Annotated in this window: 15 protein-coding genes; 8 read left to right on the top strand and 7 right to left on the bottom strand. The window is 63.7% G+C overall.

What is annotated here, in order from left to right:
* Positions 1-11: 11 nt before the first annotated feature.
* Genes ACETPF_RS02040 through ACETPF_RS02030 form a run of 3 tightly spaced genes read right to left on the bottom strand, consistent with a single transcriptional unit; the run spans position 12 to position 2,967 of the window.
* Positions 12-647, bottom strand: coding sequence for a TadE/TadG family type IV pilus assembly protein (locus ACETPF_RS02040; protein WP_373932597.1), 636 nt, complete (start codon positions 645-647; stop codon positions 12-14).
* Positions 644-1,240, bottom strand: a complete 597-nt coding sequence (locus ACETPF_RS02035) for a TadE/TadG family type IV pilus assembly protein (protein WP_373932596.1) — start codon at positions 1,238-1,240, stop codon at positions 644-646. Before ACETPF_RS02035 ends, ACETPF_RS02040 begins: the two co-directional genes overlap by 4 nt.
* A complete protein-coding gene (locus ACETPF_RS02030; protein ID WP_373932595.1) occupies positions 1,237-2,967 on the bottom strand; it encodes a pilus assembly protein TadG-related protein in 1,731 nt (576 codons plus the stop codon). The genes ACETPF_RS02035 and ACETPF_RS02030 overlap by 4 nt, the downstream gene beginning before the upstream one ends.
* Positions 2,968-3,053: 86 nt before the next feature.
* Between ACETPF_RS02030 and ACETPF_RS02025 the strand changes: the two genes are divergently transcribed.
* The gene (locus ACETPF_RS02025; protein WP_373932594.1) at positions 3,054-3,710 is read left to right on the top strand and encodes a squalene/phytoene synthase family protein; all 657 of its coding nucleotides are present in this window, start codon (positions 3,054-3,056) and stop codon (positions 3,708-3,710) included.
* A 37-nt stretch (positions 3,711-3,747) separates the two neighbouring features.
* Entirely contained in the window at positions 3,748-4,212 is a 465-nt protein-coding gene (locus ACETPF_RS02020; protein ID WP_373932593.1) for an EF-hand domain-containing protein, read from the top strand.
* Between the two features lie 51 nt (positions 4,213-4,263).
* On the opposite strand, the gene trmFO is transcribed toward ACETPF_RS02020, so the two are convergent.
* The 3 genes from trmFO to ACETPF_RS02005 form a co-directional block, all read right to left on the bottom strand.
* The gene (gene trmFO, locus ACETPF_RS02015; protein ID WP_373932592.1) at positions 4,264-5,607 is read right to left on the bottom strand and encodes a methylenetetrahydrofolate--tRNA-(uracil(54)-C(5))-methyltransferase (FADH(2)-oxidizing) TrmFO; all 1,344 of its coding nucleotides are present in this window, start codon (positions 5,605-5,607) and stop codon (positions 4,264-4,266) included.
* A gap of 238 nt (positions 5,608-5,845) precedes the next feature.
* Positions 5,846-6,748 carry a hypothetical protein gene (locus ACETPF_RS02010; protein ID WP_373932591.1) on the bottom strand — a complete coding sequence of 301 codons (903 nt, stop codon included), beginning with the start codon at positions 6,746-6,748 and terminating at the stop codon, positions 5,846-5,848.
* Between the two features lie 146 nt (positions 6,749-6,894).
* Positions 6,895-8,214: a dicarboxylate/amino acid:cation symporter gene (locus tag ACETPF_RS02005; protein ID WP_373932590.1), complete on the bottom strand. Its 1,320-nt coding sequence runs from the start codon at positions 8,212-8,214 to the stop codon at positions 6,895-6,897.
* A gap of 181 nt (positions 8,215-8,395) precedes the next feature.
* Here ACETPF_RS02005 and ACETPF_RS02000 point away from each other — a divergent pair, with 181 nt between their 5' ends.
* The 6 genes from ACETPF_RS02000 to ACETPF_RS01975 all read left to right on the top strand — a co-directional run bounded on the left by ACETPF_RS02000 (position 8,396) and on the right by ACETPF_RS01975 (position 13,798).
* Positions 8,396-9,763: a M20/M25/M40 family metallo-hydrolase gene (locus ACETPF_RS02000; protein WP_373932589.1), complete on the top strand. Its 1,368-nt coding sequence runs from the start codon at positions 8,396-8,398 to the stop codon at positions 9,761-9,763.
* A gap of 106 nt (positions 9,764-9,869) precedes the next feature.
* Positions 9,870-10,448, top strand: a complete 579-nt coding sequence (locus ACETPF_RS01995) for an SRPBCC family protein (RefSeq protein ID WP_373932588.1) — start codon at positions 9,870-9,872, stop codon at positions 10,446-10,448.
* Positions 10,448-11,635: a zinc-dependent alcohol dehydrogenase gene (locus ACETPF_RS01990; RefSeq protein ID WP_373932587.1), complete on the top strand. Its 1,188-nt coding sequence runs from the start codon at positions 10,448-10,450 to the stop codon at positions 11,633-11,635. The genes ACETPF_RS01995 and ACETPF_RS01990 overlap by 1 nt, the downstream gene beginning before the upstream one ends.
* Positions 11,636-11,645: 10 nt before the next feature.
* The gene (locus tag ACETPF_RS01985; protein WP_373932586.1) at positions 11,646-12,428 is read left to right on the top strand and encodes an SDR family NAD(P)-dependent oxidoreductase; all 783 of its coding nucleotides are present in this window, start codon (positions 11,646-11,648) and stop codon (positions 12,426-12,428) included.
* Positions 12,429-12,542: 114 nt separating this feature from the next.
* Positions 12,543-13,430, top strand: a complete 888-nt coding sequence (locus ACETPF_RS01980; protein ID WP_373932585.1) for an iron-containing redox enzyme family protein — start codon at positions 12,543-12,545, stop codon at positions 13,428-13,430.
* Positions 13,430-13,798: a response regulator gene (locus ACETPF_RS01975; protein ID WP_373932584.1), complete on the top strand. Its 369-nt coding sequence runs from the start codon at positions 13,430-13,432 to the stop codon at positions 13,796-13,798. The genes ACETPF_RS01980 and ACETPF_RS01975 overlap by 1 nt, the downstream gene beginning before the upstream one ends.
* 221 nt (positions 13,799-14,019) lie before the next feature.
* On the opposite strand, the gene ACETPF_RS01970 is transcribed toward ACETPF_RS01975, so the two are convergent.
* Positions 14,020-14,331, bottom strand: coding sequence for a hypothetical protein (locus ACETPF_RS01970; protein ID WP_373932583.1), 312 nt, complete (start codon positions 14,329-14,331; stop codon positions 14,020-14,022).
* Positions 14,332-14,337: the final 6 nt, after the last annotated feature.

Genomic DNA, 14,337 nt, shown 5'->3' with positions numbered 1-14,337 from the left:
CTACACCGAAATCAGGCGTTGTAGCTGCCGGTGCCGCAGGGCGAATTGGTGCCGGAAGCATTGATGTCGTTGTTGGATCGTTCGCGCACACTCATGGCTGCAACCGCAGACATTTGCGGAGTGCCGAAAAAGGCCGCCGATACCAGGGGCCTATATGTGTAATATACCTCCACGAAAATCAGTTCATTGTCCTTGGTTGCCGCGATCTTGCGACCAGTGGCGCCTATGCCCGCCGTGCCCAGATCCGTGTTCACCGCATAGGGAGAGTCTTTAACGAGCGCGCCTGTGCATCGTTGCCAACGTACCCGCTGGTTCGTGACGTTGCCTGAGCTGTCGGTCATGGGACGCACGCTGGACACGATGATGCGGCCACGATTGCGCAGATCGATGGTGTCGCCCAAGATCTTGACGCCGCCCAGTGCATCGGTCACGTCGTTGTTGCTGATGCTGAGGCGGATACGCGACACGCTGTCGGCTGTCAGAGTTGCGATATCGCCCAGTTTCTGGGACGTGTAAGCCATGTTGGCCGCCTCCATGCCATACATGGTAAGGCCAACCAGCACAGGAAGCGCGAGAGCGAACTCGACCGCCGCCATTCCCGTTCGGTCGCGCCGCAGCCGGCCCAATAGGGTATCGCTTGTCATCATGCCTTGCACTTTGGAGTGGGGACTGTCTGAATCTCATAGGGCTGTCGGCGCATCATCGTTGACGCCGTCATCGTCACCGAGTTGCCGATCCCGATGAAACGGAACAGCGGCAAAATTCGGTTGTAGGTCACGGTCGTATTATACCGAACGATGTCGTCCGCGCCGCCAATGCCGTTCAGGCCGGTGCTGGGAACATTGCGCGTCCCACTATTATCGACATCTTCCCAACAGTCGCCGCTGTCGAGTGTGCCATTGCCGTTGGTGTCTTTCGTCAGCCGTTCCAGAACGTTGATATTGCTATACTGAAAATAGCTGCTCTTCGATGTGTTGATTGTGGCATTGGGTGCGATCCGCTTGATCGTCGCTTCTATGTCGGCCTCGACCGCCGTGCTATCGACGGTCTGCACAGTCGACAGCCTGCTCGCCCGTTCAAGCGCGCCCAGCATGATCGAGCGAACGTAGATCTGGTAGCCCATCTCCAGGCCGCCGAACAGAAGCAGCAATAACGGCATGAGAATCAACGCGAATTCCGGCACGGATGCCCCTCGCGCGTCCTCGGCCAGCAGCCGGTGCAGGAGGCGATCCTGCGTCACTGCGAAAGCCTCAGCGACCCGATATTCTCGCCGATATCGCGGAACACGTTGTTCAACTCGGCGCTGTCGTCAGCCTTGTAGGCGAATTCAGGATTGGTCGAGTTCGTGGAGGATGAACAATCAATCAGATCTTGGCTCAAGGTCGAGCCGGAACTGAATGAAATGGTGTATATCTTCGCATCCATGTTTTTTATGGCTGTGCACGTCAGCAGCATCCGTGCGGTGTGATTATCATCGCTCAAATCAGGATCACCGTTAGTCGTGACGCGTCTCCACGTCCATTCTTGAGCATAAGCGCCATAGCCATAAGCCTTCGCGTCCATGTTGCCATCTGTCATGAGGATAACGTAGCGGCTTACCGGGAATGTTCGATAGAGGGTGGGGTTTTCTGATGCCCAGTTTCCGCTACGTGACAACAGTCGTGCTGCCCATAATATTCCAAGATCAAGGTAGGTGCCGCCATTGGCGACAAATCCCTGATTGAAGGCGAAATAATTGTTGAAATCGGTTGTCGTCATCGTTTGCATTTCGCGCATAGGCTTCGGGCAGGCATATTGCGGGCTACCGGTCGATGCATCGGCTCCGACTTTCACCGGGTCGGCCACCGTCCATCGGGTCGCGGTGGAATTTGGCACAGTATTGAAAAGCAGGTCATAGGCGGTGGAGGGTATGGTACTGGACGTCGATGTAATCGAGTTACTGGTACTCTGCTCCTCAATGCATCCGTCCCATGTATTGGCTAACCAAGTCGTGTCATGAGCAACAGAACTGTTTGTCCTGTCCAACGTGCACGTCACAACGCCCCTGCTAGAGAGGCACGTCGTTTCGCGGTAGGTGCCTGTAGTGTTGAACCATCCAGGCTGACGGGCATAAAGCGTGGTGTTCGCGCTTCCTTTGCTAAAGCCTGCATTGACCATTTGTGAGAAGGGAATGATAGCCCAGCGTATACGCTTACGTTTGCTTTCTTCTGTCAGATTAAACTGCGATTCGATCGTCGCCATTTGCGATTGCAAGTTGGCGAGCGCGGTGCGTAGTCCTTGCATGCGCGAGATGTTGACGCCGCCGCTTGTTTCTTCATCAATATAGGTGACGGTCCTGCCATCGACTGTCATCGTCTTTTTTCGACCCGACGTGTTGGCGTAAGACGAACATTGTGAAGCGTCCCGCTCTGGCTTGCACGCCATCGAGCCAGTCACGTCGAGCACCAACACGATGTCGATGTTGGCATAATCGTTCCGCGCGGTGCACGTCGCAGTCGCCGTCATCGTATTTTTGCCGAACAGGCGCATCACCACGGTGGGGACGGTGGTCGTGACGGTCAGTTGCAACGTATCGTTCGCGCCCAGTGTGGGATTGACGCTGGTGGTCGGGCTCAACGCCGATCCAAGATAGGCGTCGGGGAAGTTGAAGCCGACATATTTGCGGACTTCATCGCGCACGGCATCGCTCAGAACACCGCTCGATCCCATAACCTTGCGTCCCGCCAGAACGCCAGCGTCGCACGCCTGCTGGAGACGGGTTTGGGCGAGATAGCCCCGGCTGATGTCGACCGCGCCGCCGACCATACCGGCCAGAGGCACCAGCGCAGCCGCGATGATGGCGATCGTATTCCCCGCCTGGTTCTTCCCCAGCCGCGTCATAATGCCGCAAAAATGTTCGATCGTCTTGCCCATCGCCTTGCAATCACCCATGTCGCGCCCGACACCCCCCAGTTCCGGGTCAGGCAACTTGCCGCCTATGCGGGCGGACCGGTTAGAATCTGTATGAGGAAGATGGTTAAAAGACCGATAACCACCCTGGACGTGGCGCGGCTATGCTGAAGCCGGACGTGCTGCCGCCGCTTGCCGCGTTGCTCTCCGCCCATGCCGGGGGGCGGGCGGAGCGGCATCGGGCGGTCTGGGCGTTCGATGCGCGGTTGGCGCAAGTCGCTCGCACGACCAGCGAACCCCGGATCGGGCAGATGCGGCTCGCGTGGTGGAATGAGGTCATTGACGACCCGACCGGGACCAAAGGGCGGGGCGAGCCGGTGGTCGATGCGTTGCGGGCCAGCGGGGCGATGGCCGCGCCGGGGCTGGCGGCGATGATCGACGGCTGGGAGGTTCTGGTGGTCGAGCCGGAGATCGATGCGGCGGCGCTCAGCGACTATGCCGCCGGGCGGGGCGGGGGGCTGTTCCGGGCGCTGGCCGATGTGGCGGAGGCTCCGGCCTGGCTTGACGCGGCTGGGGCGGTCTGGGCGCTCTGGGATCTGGCGGGGCATGTGGGAGACGCGGCGCTGGCGAAGGCGGCTCTGGCGGCGGCGCGGGACAGGGTGCGGGCGGTCGGACATGCTGGCTGGCCGGGTGAGTGGAGACCGCTGCGGATCGCTTTCACGCTGGCGCGGCAGGATGTGCTGGCCGGGCGCGGGGCGCCGCTGGGCATGCCGCGGTCGCTGGCGTGGCGGTTGCTGCGGATCGCGCTTGTCGGGCGGTAGGGGGTCGGGATAGGCTTGCTCCTTAGGAGGACGAGGCATGGGACGATCTCTGGCGGCGGGCATGGCGGCGTTGTTGCTGGTCGCGGGCGGTTTGTTCTGGTGGCAGGGGCGCGCCAGCCAGCAGCCCATCCCCCAGCTCGCCACCGCGCCGGCGCCGCCGCCTGCCATCGAGCCGCTGCCTGAGGGCGACTCGGACGCGGTCGGGGAAGCGCCGCCGATGCCCGGCGAGGCGAGCCCGCAGAGCCGGGAGGAGAAGCGCTTCGCCCGCTACGATCGCAACCGCGACGGCGTCATCACCCGGATCGAGATGATGGGGAGCCGCACCAAGGCCTTCAAGGCGCTGGACAAGGACGGCGACAACCTCCTGTCCTTTGAGGAGTGGGCGGCGGCGACGGCCGACCGCTTCGGCGGGGCGGATGCCGACAAGGACGGCAAGCTGACCCCGGCGGAGTTCGCGACCACGGCGCCCAAGCGGGCGGCCAAGCAAAGGTGCAAGTGCTGAAGCGTCGCGTCCCGGTTCTCGACAGGCTCGAACCGAACGGGGGTTGGGTGGTCACGCCAGCGCCATTTCCCCCATCCATTCGCCGAAGGAGGCGCGCGCCCGCGCGGTATAGGCTTCCTTGCGGCTCTTTTTCTTGACGTCGGTGAGCGGCGGGAAGAGGCCGAAATTGACGTTCATCGGCTGATAGTCGGCGGTTTCCACATTGCCCGTCACATGGCCGAGCAGCGCGCCGAGCGCCGTGTCGGCGGGGGGCGGCGCGAGCGGTTGGCCCAGCAGTTCCGCCGCGGCGAAGCGTCCGGCGAGGAGGCCGATGGCGGCGCTCTCGACATAGCCTTCGCAGCCCGTCATCTGGCCGGCGAAGCGGATATGGGGCGCGCTTTTGAGGCGCAGCGTGGCGTCGAGCAGCTTGGGGCTCTGGATGAAGGTATTCCTATGCAGCCCGCCCAGACGCGCGAACTCGGCATTTTCAAGGCCGGGGATGGTGCGAAACAGGGCGACCTGCGCGCCATGTTTGAGCTTGGTCTGGAAGCCGACCATGTTCCAGAGCGTGCCGCTGGCATTGTCCTGCCGCAACTGCACCACCGCATAGGGCCAGCGGCCGGTGCGCGGATCGTCGAGGCCCATGGGCTTCATCGGGCCATGGCGCAGCGTTTCGGGACCGCGCGCAGCCATCACCTCGATCGGCATGCAGCCCTCGAAATAGGGGGTGCTGGCCTCCCACTCCTTAAATTCGGTCTTTTCGCCGTCGATCAGCCCCTTGACGAAGGCCTGATACTGGTCCTTCGTCATCGGGCAGTTGATATAATCCTTGCCCTCGCCGCCGCCGGGGCCGACCTTGTCCCAGCGGTTCGCCATCCAGCATTTGTCCATGTCGATGCTGTCGCGGTGGATGACGGGCGCGATCGCGTCGAAGAAGGCGAGATGCTCCATCCCCGCCGCCTGCCCGATGCTGGTGGCGAGCGCCGGGGCGGTGAGCGGGCCGGTGGCGACGATGGTCATTCCCTCGGTCGGCAGCGTGTCGATGCGTTCGCGCACGATCTCCACATTGGGGTGGTCAGCAAGGGCGCGGGTGACGCCTTCGGAAAAGACATGGCGGTCGACGGCGAGGGCGGAGCCGGCGGGCACCTTGGCGGGCTCCGCCTCAGCCATGATGAGCGAGCCCAGCCGCCGCATTTCCTGATGCAGCAGCCCCACGGCATTCTTGTCCGCGTCGTCGGAACGGAAGCTGTTCGAGCAGACCAGTTCGGCAAGCCCGTCGGTCTGGTGCGCGGGGGTCGTGTCGCCGCTGCCGCGCATTTCGGACAGGCGCACGCGCACGCCCGCCTGCGCCAGCTGCCACGCCGCTTCTGTGCCGGCAAGGCCGCCGCCGATGATATGGACCTGATGATGGGGCACGATGATCTTTGGGTCTCTTGACTGTTACCGGGTCCGCGCAGGTGGCGCATCGCGGCGTTCGGGGCAAGACTTAGCGGATCGGCGGCGGGTAGGACAGGGGTGGTTGAGCGGGTTTTGGGTGCTGTGAAGGCTGCGAAGTATACAGTGTGGCAGAGTTTGAAAATGCGTGGGGAAGGGGTTGGCGAGGGGACTTTGCAATAGGAGATTTTTTGCGAAGTGGGAATACGGCGCCGCTGCTTTAGGTCCCTGCCCATCGGGATGGCGGATCATGGATATTTGTTACCGCAATATCCGTTCCAGCTATGTTTATCTTGGGCATGGTCACGATCTGCTTTTGACGACGAGCAATTCGACATGCAATATATCTGGGTTTATCAAGAAAATAAAAGCCTATTAACGCACTCGCATAACGTCCGCCGCTGAGAGACCATAACACTCCAGCTTTATCCATCGCATGTGCGAATTCCGGAGAGATAAAAACAAAGCGATTCCCAAGCAACTGGAAGGCCGCACTTTCTTGATATGGCAAAGCCCGCAATGACGATTTTTCTTTATTATTTACGTAGCTAAACCGTTGCATCGGAGAGCCCGGCAAATCACCTCGGGGATCTTCGACCCAATAGGGTTTTTTCTCGCTCTTCTCCCAATCGACCAAGTCGTAGCGATTATAGATATGCCACAACCAGTGCTGCCCCTCGACTACCGCGCCGCCGCCCAGTCTTTCGGGATCGTCACCATGTGGTCTATCGCGCACGTCGCAGTCGCGCAGCACCATGCCGACCGGGAAAAGCTCGGACTTGGGGATATCAAACGCATCGATCACTTTTTTCATCCGCGGCCCGACGATGAACGCCCCGTAAAGGGTCGAAAGAGCGCCCAGTTCCGGGACGTCCTCCGCCTGCCCAACCGTGGTGTAGGCATAAACCTTATCGGGCATCAGATGGGCGATCGAGCCATGCGCGATTTGATTGAACAACGGCGGCCAGTCGAACTGCTGACTGCCCCATTGTGGCGTCGTGGTGAGGACGCTATTGTCGATCATCGCCTCCTGGCGGCCTACCCCCGCTGTCAGTTCGAGCAGCGCGTCGATCGGCGTTGTGCAGTCGAGCGACGGGATTGCGCCCTTAGTCCGGTCCGTCATCGCGCACTACCCGTTTATGATCCGCCGCCGAGCGGGAGCATATTCCTGGGAAGGCTGAGAGCCAAGCCCTGCCGTCTGAACTGGGCTCCTGCTTTCGCAGGAGCACGTCAGCTTTTGGACTGAATCTCGCGGGAGACAGAGCGCCCTCATTCGGCTGGAACGGTCACGCCCTCCGAGCCGCGCGCCCCATGATAAGCCCCCTCGTCCAAAATCCCCTCGCGCTTTGCGACGATCACGCCGACCAGCACCTGGCCCGCGACGTTCACGGCCGTGCGGCCCATGTCGAGGATGGGGTCGATGGCGAGGAGCAGGCCTGCGCCTTCGAGGGGGAGGCCGAGCGTCGAGAGGGTGAGCGTCAGCATCACGGTCGCGCCGGTGAGGCCCGCTGTCGCCGCCGATCCCAGCACCGAGACAAAGACGATCAGCGCATAGTCGATGGCGTGGAGGGGTATGCCGTAAAAGCCCGCGACGAAGATCGCCGCCAGCGCGGGGTAGATGGACGCGCAGCCGTCCATCTTGGTGGTGGAGGCCAAGGGGATTGCGAAGGCGGCATAGCCTTTCTCCACCCCCAGCCGCTCGGTCACGGCTTCGGTCACGGGCAGGGTGCCGACCGAGGAGCGCGAGACGAAGCCCAGCTGGATCGCCGGCCATGCCTTGGCAAAGAAGGCGGCGGGTTTCAGGCCATTGGCGATCAGCAGCAGCGGATAGACGACCAGCAGCACCAGTGCGAGACCGAGATAGATGGAGGCGGTGAAGCTGCCCAATTGCGCCAGCGCGCTCCAGCCATAGGTGGCGATCGCGGTGCCGATCAGCGCGGCCGACCCGATCGGGGTCAGGCGGATGACCCAGCCCAGGATCGCGCGCACCACGGTCAGCAGGGACCGGACGAAGGCGAGGAACGGCTCGGCCTTCTCGCCCACTTTGAGCGTGGCGAGGCCGACCGCGATCGAGATGACCAGCAGTTGCAGGATGTTGAAGGAGACGGTCGTGGTGATCGCGCCCGTATCGCTGGTCTTGCTGCCGGCGGAGAGGGCGAGGCTGTTGCCGGGGACGAGACCTTTGAGGAAATCGAGCCAGCCGCCGATCGAATCGGGCTGCTTGGCGGAGAGCGCGGCGGTCGAGACACCGACGCCGGGCTGCACGATGACGCCGATCGCGATGCCGATGGCGACCGCGATCAGCGCGGTGATGGCGAACCAGAGCAAGGTCTGCCCGGCGAGCCGCGCGGCATTGTCGAGCGCGCGCAGATTCGCGATCGACGCGACGATGGCGGCGAACACGAGCGGCGGCACGATGGCCTTCAGCAGCGAGACGAAGATCGAGCCGACCGTCTCGAGCGTGGTGGCGAGCCAGTTGAGGTCGCCCTCCGGCCCCGCGCCGATCTGCCGCGCGAGAAGGCCAAGCAGGAGGCCGACGACCATGCCGGCGAGAACCTGAAATCCGAAGCTGCGATAGTTGAGGGCCATGATCTTCTCCGGGCGACCGGGGCATCATATCGGATGCGGGCCGGGCGATTGCGCGCAAGCAATTCTATCAAGGGGTGCAACGCGGATGAGGTGGCCCTCTTTCCAGCGTCCGTCCTGCTGCAAACGCATTGGCGGCGTCAACCCGCTATGCCAGATTGCGGGCAAGACAGGGAGGCGGCGAATGATGATGCGGGGCATAGTGGCGGGCGTGGCGTTGATGGCGGCGCAGGGGCAGGCGCTGGCGGCGGCGGACGCGGGGGAGGCGAAGGCGATCCTGATGCGCTCCATCGCCTATCGCACGGTCGGAGGGGCGGGCGAGGTGCCCAAGCTGGCGGCCTATTATGCCGGGTTGCTGAAGGCGGCGGGCTTTGCCGAGACGGATGTCGTCGTGACGCCGATGGGAGAGACGGCGACGCTGGCCGCCACGATTCCAGGGAGCGATCCCAAGCTCAAGCCCATCGCGCTGATCGGCCATATGGATGTGGTGGCGGCGAACCGCGCCGACTGGACCCGCGATCCCTTCGTGCCGGTGGAGGAGAATGGCTATATCTTCGGGCGCGGGGCGGAGGATAATAAATATGACGTCGCGATGATGGTCGCGACCATGGCGCAGCTGAAGAAGGAGGGATGGAAGCCGCGGCGGAGCGTCATCCTGCTGCTGTCGGGCGACGAGGAAACCGCGATGGTGACGACGCGGGCGCTGGCGAAACAATATAGGGATATCGAATTGCTGCTGAACGGCGATGGCGGGGGCGGCTTGCTGAACGAGGCGGGGGAGCCGGTGCTCTACACGCTTCAGGCGGGCGAGAAGACCTATGCCGATTTTGAGATCGGCTTTACCGATCCGGGCGGGCATAGCAGCACGCCGACGCCGGGCAATCCCATATACCGGCTGGCGAAGGCGATCGACCGGATCGCGGCCTATCAGTTTCCGCCGATGCGGAATGAACTGACGCGGGTGTCGCTGTCGCAATCGGCGGATCGTATCGGGGGTGAAGTGGGGGAGGCGATGCGGCGCTATGCGGCAAGCGGTGATCCGCAATCAGCGGCCCTGCTGTCCGCGCGGTCGGAATTTGTCGGGCAGGTGCGGACCACCTGCGTCGCGACAATGGCGCAGGCGGGCCATGCGCTGAACGCGCTGCCGCAAAGCGCCAAGGTGCAGGTCAATTGCCGCATCTTTCCCGGGGTCAAAATCGAGGATGTGAAAGCGCAGCTGGTGAAGCTGGTCGCCGATCCGGGCGCGACCGTGACGACGCTGGGCGATCCGGTGGCGAGCGACGCTTCCCCGCTGCGGGCTGACGTCATGACGGCGGTGCGCGATGCGGTCGCCGCGCGCGCGCCGGGCATAACGGTCATGCCCGGCATGTCGGCGGGCGCGACCGACAGCCTGCATTTCCGGGCGCTGGGCGTGCCCAGCTATGGCGTCGCCAGCCTGTTCATGAAGGCGGAGGACGGGTTCGCCCATGGCCTCAACGAACGGGTGCCGGTGGCGGGCATCGCCGGCGCGCTTGACCAGTGGGACAGTGTGATCCGGGCGCTCGCCCGGTAGAGGCGCGGACTTACACAGGTTATCGTCGTCGCTCTTTACCGTCGCTCCGCTGGAACGGGCGGCGGCGGGCGATGGTTGCCCCGCCATCCACATCAAGGAGGCAGGCATGGGCGACACCATGACGCCGGCGCGCGACGACGCGCCGGCCAGCACATCCAAGCATCGCGACGAAGCGGCGGCGGTCGCCAGCGGACCGGGCGACAGCGTCACCGCCAAGACCGTGACCATCAACCGGCCGCGGCAGGCGCTGTACGATTATTGGCGCACGCTCGAAAATCTTCCCGCCTTCATGGACAATGTCGAGGAAGTGCGCGCGCTGGGCGGCGGGCGCTATCATTGGGTGGTGAAGGCGCCGGCGGGTGCGACCGTCGAGTGGGTCGCCCGGATCACGCAGGATGTGCCGGGCGAGACGATCGCCTGGGAGTCCGAGGATGGCGCGGACGTGCCCAACAGCGGCCGCGTCGATTTCCGCGATGCGCCGGGCGGGCGCGGCACATGGGTGACGGCGACCATCGCCTATGACCCGCCGGCAGGCGTGATCGGCAAGATCGTCGCCAAGCTGTTCCAGCGCGAACCCGCCATCCAGGCCCGGCGCGACCTGCGCCGCTTCAAGCAACTGATGGAAACCGGCGAGATCGCCACCAGCGCGCGCACGCTGCGCCAATTGGCAGAGGAGATGGACTGATGCGCGCATTGACATGGCATGGAAAGCACGACGTCCGCGTCGACACGGTGGACGACCCTGAGATCGTCAATCCGCGCGACGCGATCATCAAGATCACATCGACCGCGATCTGCGGGTCCGATCTGCACCTCTATGACGGCTATATTCCGACGATGAAGGCGGGCGACATATTGGGCCATGAATTCATGGGCGAAGTGGTGGAGACCGGCCCCGGATCGACGTTGCAGAAAGGGCAGCGGGTCGTCGTGCCCTTCACCATCAGCTGCGGCAGCTGCTTCCATTGTTCCAAGCATCAATATTCGGCATGCGACAACGGCCTGCCCGCCGACAATCAGGATATCGCGCAGGCCGCCTATGGCCAGCCCATGGCGGGTCTGTTCGGATATAGCCACATGACCGGCGGCTATGCCGGCGGCCAGGCCGAATATGTGCGCGTGCCCTTCTCCGACGTGGGGCCGATCGTCATTCCCGACGGGATAGAGGATGACAAGGTGCTGTTCCTGTCCGACATCCTGCCGACCGGCTGGATGGCGGCGGAGAATGCGCAGATCGAGCCGGGCGATACGGTGGCGGTCTGGGGTTGCGGCCCGGTCGGGTTGTTCGCGGTGCAGTCCGCATTCCTGATGGGCGCGGAGCGGGTGATCGCGATCGACCATTTCCCGCACCGGCTGGAGCTGGCGAAGCGGTTCGGCGCGGAGACGATCAATTTCGAGGACAGCAAGACTTACGATGCGCTGATGGAGATGACCGGCGGCATCGGGCCGGACGCGTGCATCGATTGCGTCGGGCTGGAAGCGCACGGCTTTTTCGCCGACAATGTGTGGGACCAGATCAAGGTGTCGACCTTTACAGGCACAGACCGCACCCACTCCATCCGGCAGGCTATCCTGGCGTGCCGCAAGGGCGGGCGGGTTTCCATGCCGGCGGTCTATGGCGGCTTCGTGGACAAGTTTCCGCTCGGCGCGTTCATGGAGAAGGGGCTGACGCTCAAGACCGGGCAGACCCATGTGCAGCATTATATGCCCGGCCTGCTCAACGCGATCATGGAGGACAAGGTCGATACGACCTTCCTCATCAGCCACCGGATGCCGCTGGAGCAGGCGGCAGACGGATACCGGCTGTTCCATGACAAGCAGAATGAATTCACCAAGATCGTGCTGAAGCCCGGCATGGATCTGGCCGCCTGAGGAGAGACATATGGCGAACCCATTCGCGATCGTCACCGGCGCGTCCACCGGCATCGGATTTGAACTGGCGCATCTGGCCGCGCAGGCGGGCTATGACCTGCTGGTCGTGGCGGACGAGCCGCTGATCGAGGCGTCGGCGCAGGCGTTTCGGCGTCATGGCACCATGGTCGAAGCGCTGGAGGCAGACCTTTCCACCATCGACGGCGTCGATCGGCTGCTGGCCGAGACCGGCGGCCGGCCGGTCGATCTGCTCTGCGCCAATGCCGGGCGCGGGGTCGGCCATGGGTTCATCGAGCAGAACCCGGCCGATTGGCGGCGGGTGATCGATACCAATATCACCGGCACCCTCTATCTGCTTCAGCCCGTGCTGCGGCAGATGGTGGCGCGCAACGCCGGCAAGATCCTGATTACCGGATCGATCGCAGGCTTCATCCCCGGCGCGTTCCACGCGGTCTATAACGGCAGCAAGGCGTTCATCGACAGCTTCGCCGACGCCATCCGCAATGAGGTGAAGGATAGCGACGGCGTCACCATCACGACGCTGATGCCCGGCGCGACCGAAACCGAGTTTTTCGAGCGCGCGGATATGCTCGACACCAGCGTCGGCCAGGCCAAAAAGGATGATCCGGCCAAGGTGGCAAAGGATGGCTGGGACGCGCTGATGGCGGGGCAGGCGCATATCGTATCGGGATGGAAGAACAAGCTCCAGGCCGCCGCCGCCCATGTGACGCCCGCCGCCGTGCTGGCGGAACGGCATCGCAAGATGGCGGAACCCGGCACGGCGGACAGTTGAGCGGGGCGCATCCTTGGCCGTGATTTGCCGCGACTAATCTTTGTTAATGCGATTGTGCGGAACGGCCAGGGCGGCTGCCGGATTATCCTGTCAGACATATTGAGAGGTTACCCCGTGGCGACACAGCTGAATTTTGAAGGCTCGCAATTCCTTCGACAGGATTTCCAGGAGGAACTGAGCCGATGGAACCGACAGCGGCTTGGCCCCCAATTCCCCGACGCGCTGACCGCCAAGCGGTTCGAGGCCGACCGGCGGATGCTGCGGCTGGAACATGGGTTCATCGAGGAACTGCGCGCTGTCGTTCGGGCGGAAGCCGCTGCCGCGCCGACGGATGCGGATGGCTTCATCGCCTGGTTCGAGGAGTTGAAGGCCAGCGGTCCGGGGCAGCATGACCGGCTTTTCCCATGGCTCGCCGACCAGGCAAGCCGCGACGAGATACGGTGGTTTCTTTCGCAGGAAGCCGCGGGCGAGGCCGGCTTCGACGATCTGGTCGCCTTCACTCAGGTCAAGCTGCCCAACCGCGCCAAGATGGAGCTGGCGCGCAACTATTGGGACGAAATGGGGCGCGGCAATATCAAGGGGATGCACGGCCCCATGCTGGGGCAGCTGGTCGCGATCCTCGATCTCGACACGCGCATCGAAAACACGGTCTGGGAAAGCCTGGCGCTCGCCAATGCGATGACGGCAATGGCCTCATGCCGCCATTATGCCTGGCACAGCGTCGGCGCGCTCGGCGTCATCGAGCTGACCGCGCCGGGTCGATCGGCGCACACCGCGCGCGCGCTGCGGCGGATTGGCCTGTCCGACAGCGAGCGGCGTTATTTCGACCTTCATGCGGTGCTCGACATCAAGCATAGCCGCGACTGGAACGACGAGGCGATCCGGCCGCTGGTCGAGGAAGACCCGCGCCGGGCGACGGCGATGGCCGAGGGTGCGCTCATCCGCCTGCGCTGCGGCGAACGCTGTTTCGATCGCTATCGCGCGCGGTTCGGGATAGGCTGATGCGCGGGACGCCCCATATTTTACTGGTCGAGGATGACCCCCGGCTCGCCGCGCTGATCGTCGAGTTGCTGGAGGCGGCGGACTATGCCGTCGACGGCCCCTATGCGACTTTGGCGGAGGGTGCTGCCGCGGTGGCGCATCGCTTGCCCGGCGGCGCAGTGCTCGACGTGCGACTGGCGGACGGGGACGCGGGTTTGCTGGCGGACGATCTCGACAGCTACGACATACCGTATCTCTTCTGCTCGGGCGCGGGGGAGCACCCGGTCCTGGCCGACCATCCTGATGCGCCGCTGCTGCTGAAGCCTGCGATCGGAACGCGGTTGGTGACGATGCTGGACGCCGCGTTGGAAAAACGGGCGCTGCACTGACCTGGATCAGTGCGAGCGGCGGAACCTTGCCAACGGCCGCCGCTTATTTTTCGAACATGGACGAGGAGGATGCAGTGTCCGACAGATTGCGTAGTGTCAGGGCTGTGAGCAACAATGATGCCGAGGGCGGCGACGCAACGGCGCTGTTCTGTCGCGAGGAAGCGGCGCGGCGTCGCGCCTGGCTCGGCCTAGACGGCCAAGCCGAGGCGGAGAAGCCTCTGTCAGGCAGCCAGCGCGCTCGGCATTGAAGGCAGGAAGGTCGCGCGGGCGGTCTGGAGACACTGGTCGAGGGACGGCCCGCCGACATGGGCTTCGGTCCCGTCGCTCATACGGACGCTGAGTTCCCAAAGATCGTCGCTTTCGATGCAACGCTGGCGGAGCGCGGCGGTGCCGAACATCACCTGCTCGCCCAGTCGCTCGCGGTGCAGCAGGTGGCGCGCGACGGTGGTGGCGCTTTCCCGATGTGCGTTATGCTGAAAACGGAAGCTTTCGCTATGGACCGAAAGCCAGTCTATGATGCAGCTGTCCCGCACGGATGA

Source organism: Sphingobium agrisoli (assembly GCF_041877245.1).
GTDB lineage: Bacteria > Pseudomonadota > Alphaproteobacteria > Sphingomonadales > Sphingomonadaceae > Sphingobium.
This window is presented reverse-complemented; position numbering and strand designations above follow the sequence as displayed.

Bases quoted from the DNA above. Each gene is read 5' to 3' on its own strand.
- ACETPF_RS02040 (WP_373932597.1), bottom strand. From the start codon at position 647: ATGATGACAAGCGATACCCTATTGGGCCGGCTGCGGCGCGACCGAACG.
- ACETPF_RS02025 (WP_373932594.1), top strand. From the start codon at position 3,054: ATGCTGAAGCCGGACGTGCTGCCGCCGCTTGCCGCGTTGCTCTCCGCC.
- ACETPF_RS02020 (WP_373932593.1), top strand. From the start codon at position 3,748: ATGGGACGATCTCTGGCGGCGGGCATGGCGGCGTTGTTGCTGGTCGCG.
- ACETPF_RS02010 (WP_373932591.1), bottom strand. From the start codon at position 6,748: ATGACGGACCGGACTAAGGGCGCAATCCCGTCGCTCGACTGCACAACG.
- ACETPF_RS02005 (WP_373932590.1), bottom strand. From the start codon at position 8,214: ATGGCCCTCAACTATCGCAGCTTCGGATTTCAGGTTCTCGCCGGCATG.
- ACETPF_RS02000 (WP_373932589.1), top strand. From the start codon at position 8,396: ATGATGATGCGGGGCATAGTGGCGGGCGTGGCGTTGATGGCGGCGCAG.
- ACETPF_RS01995 (WP_373932588.1), top strand. From the start codon at position 9,870: ATGGGCGACACCATGACGCCGGCGCGCGACGACGCGCCGGCCAGCACA.
- ACETPF_RS01990 (WP_373932587.1), top strand. From the start codon at position 10,448: ATGCGCGCATTGACATGGCATGGAAAGCACGACGTCCGCGTCGACACG.
- ACETPF_RS01985 (WP_373932586.1), top strand. From the start codon at position 11,646: ATGGCGAACCCATTCGCGATCGTCACCGGCGCGTCCACCGGCATCGGA.
- ACETPF_RS01975 (WP_373932584.1), top strand. From the start codon at position 13,430: ATGCGCGGGACGCCCCATATTTTACTGGTCGAGGATGACCCCCGGCTC.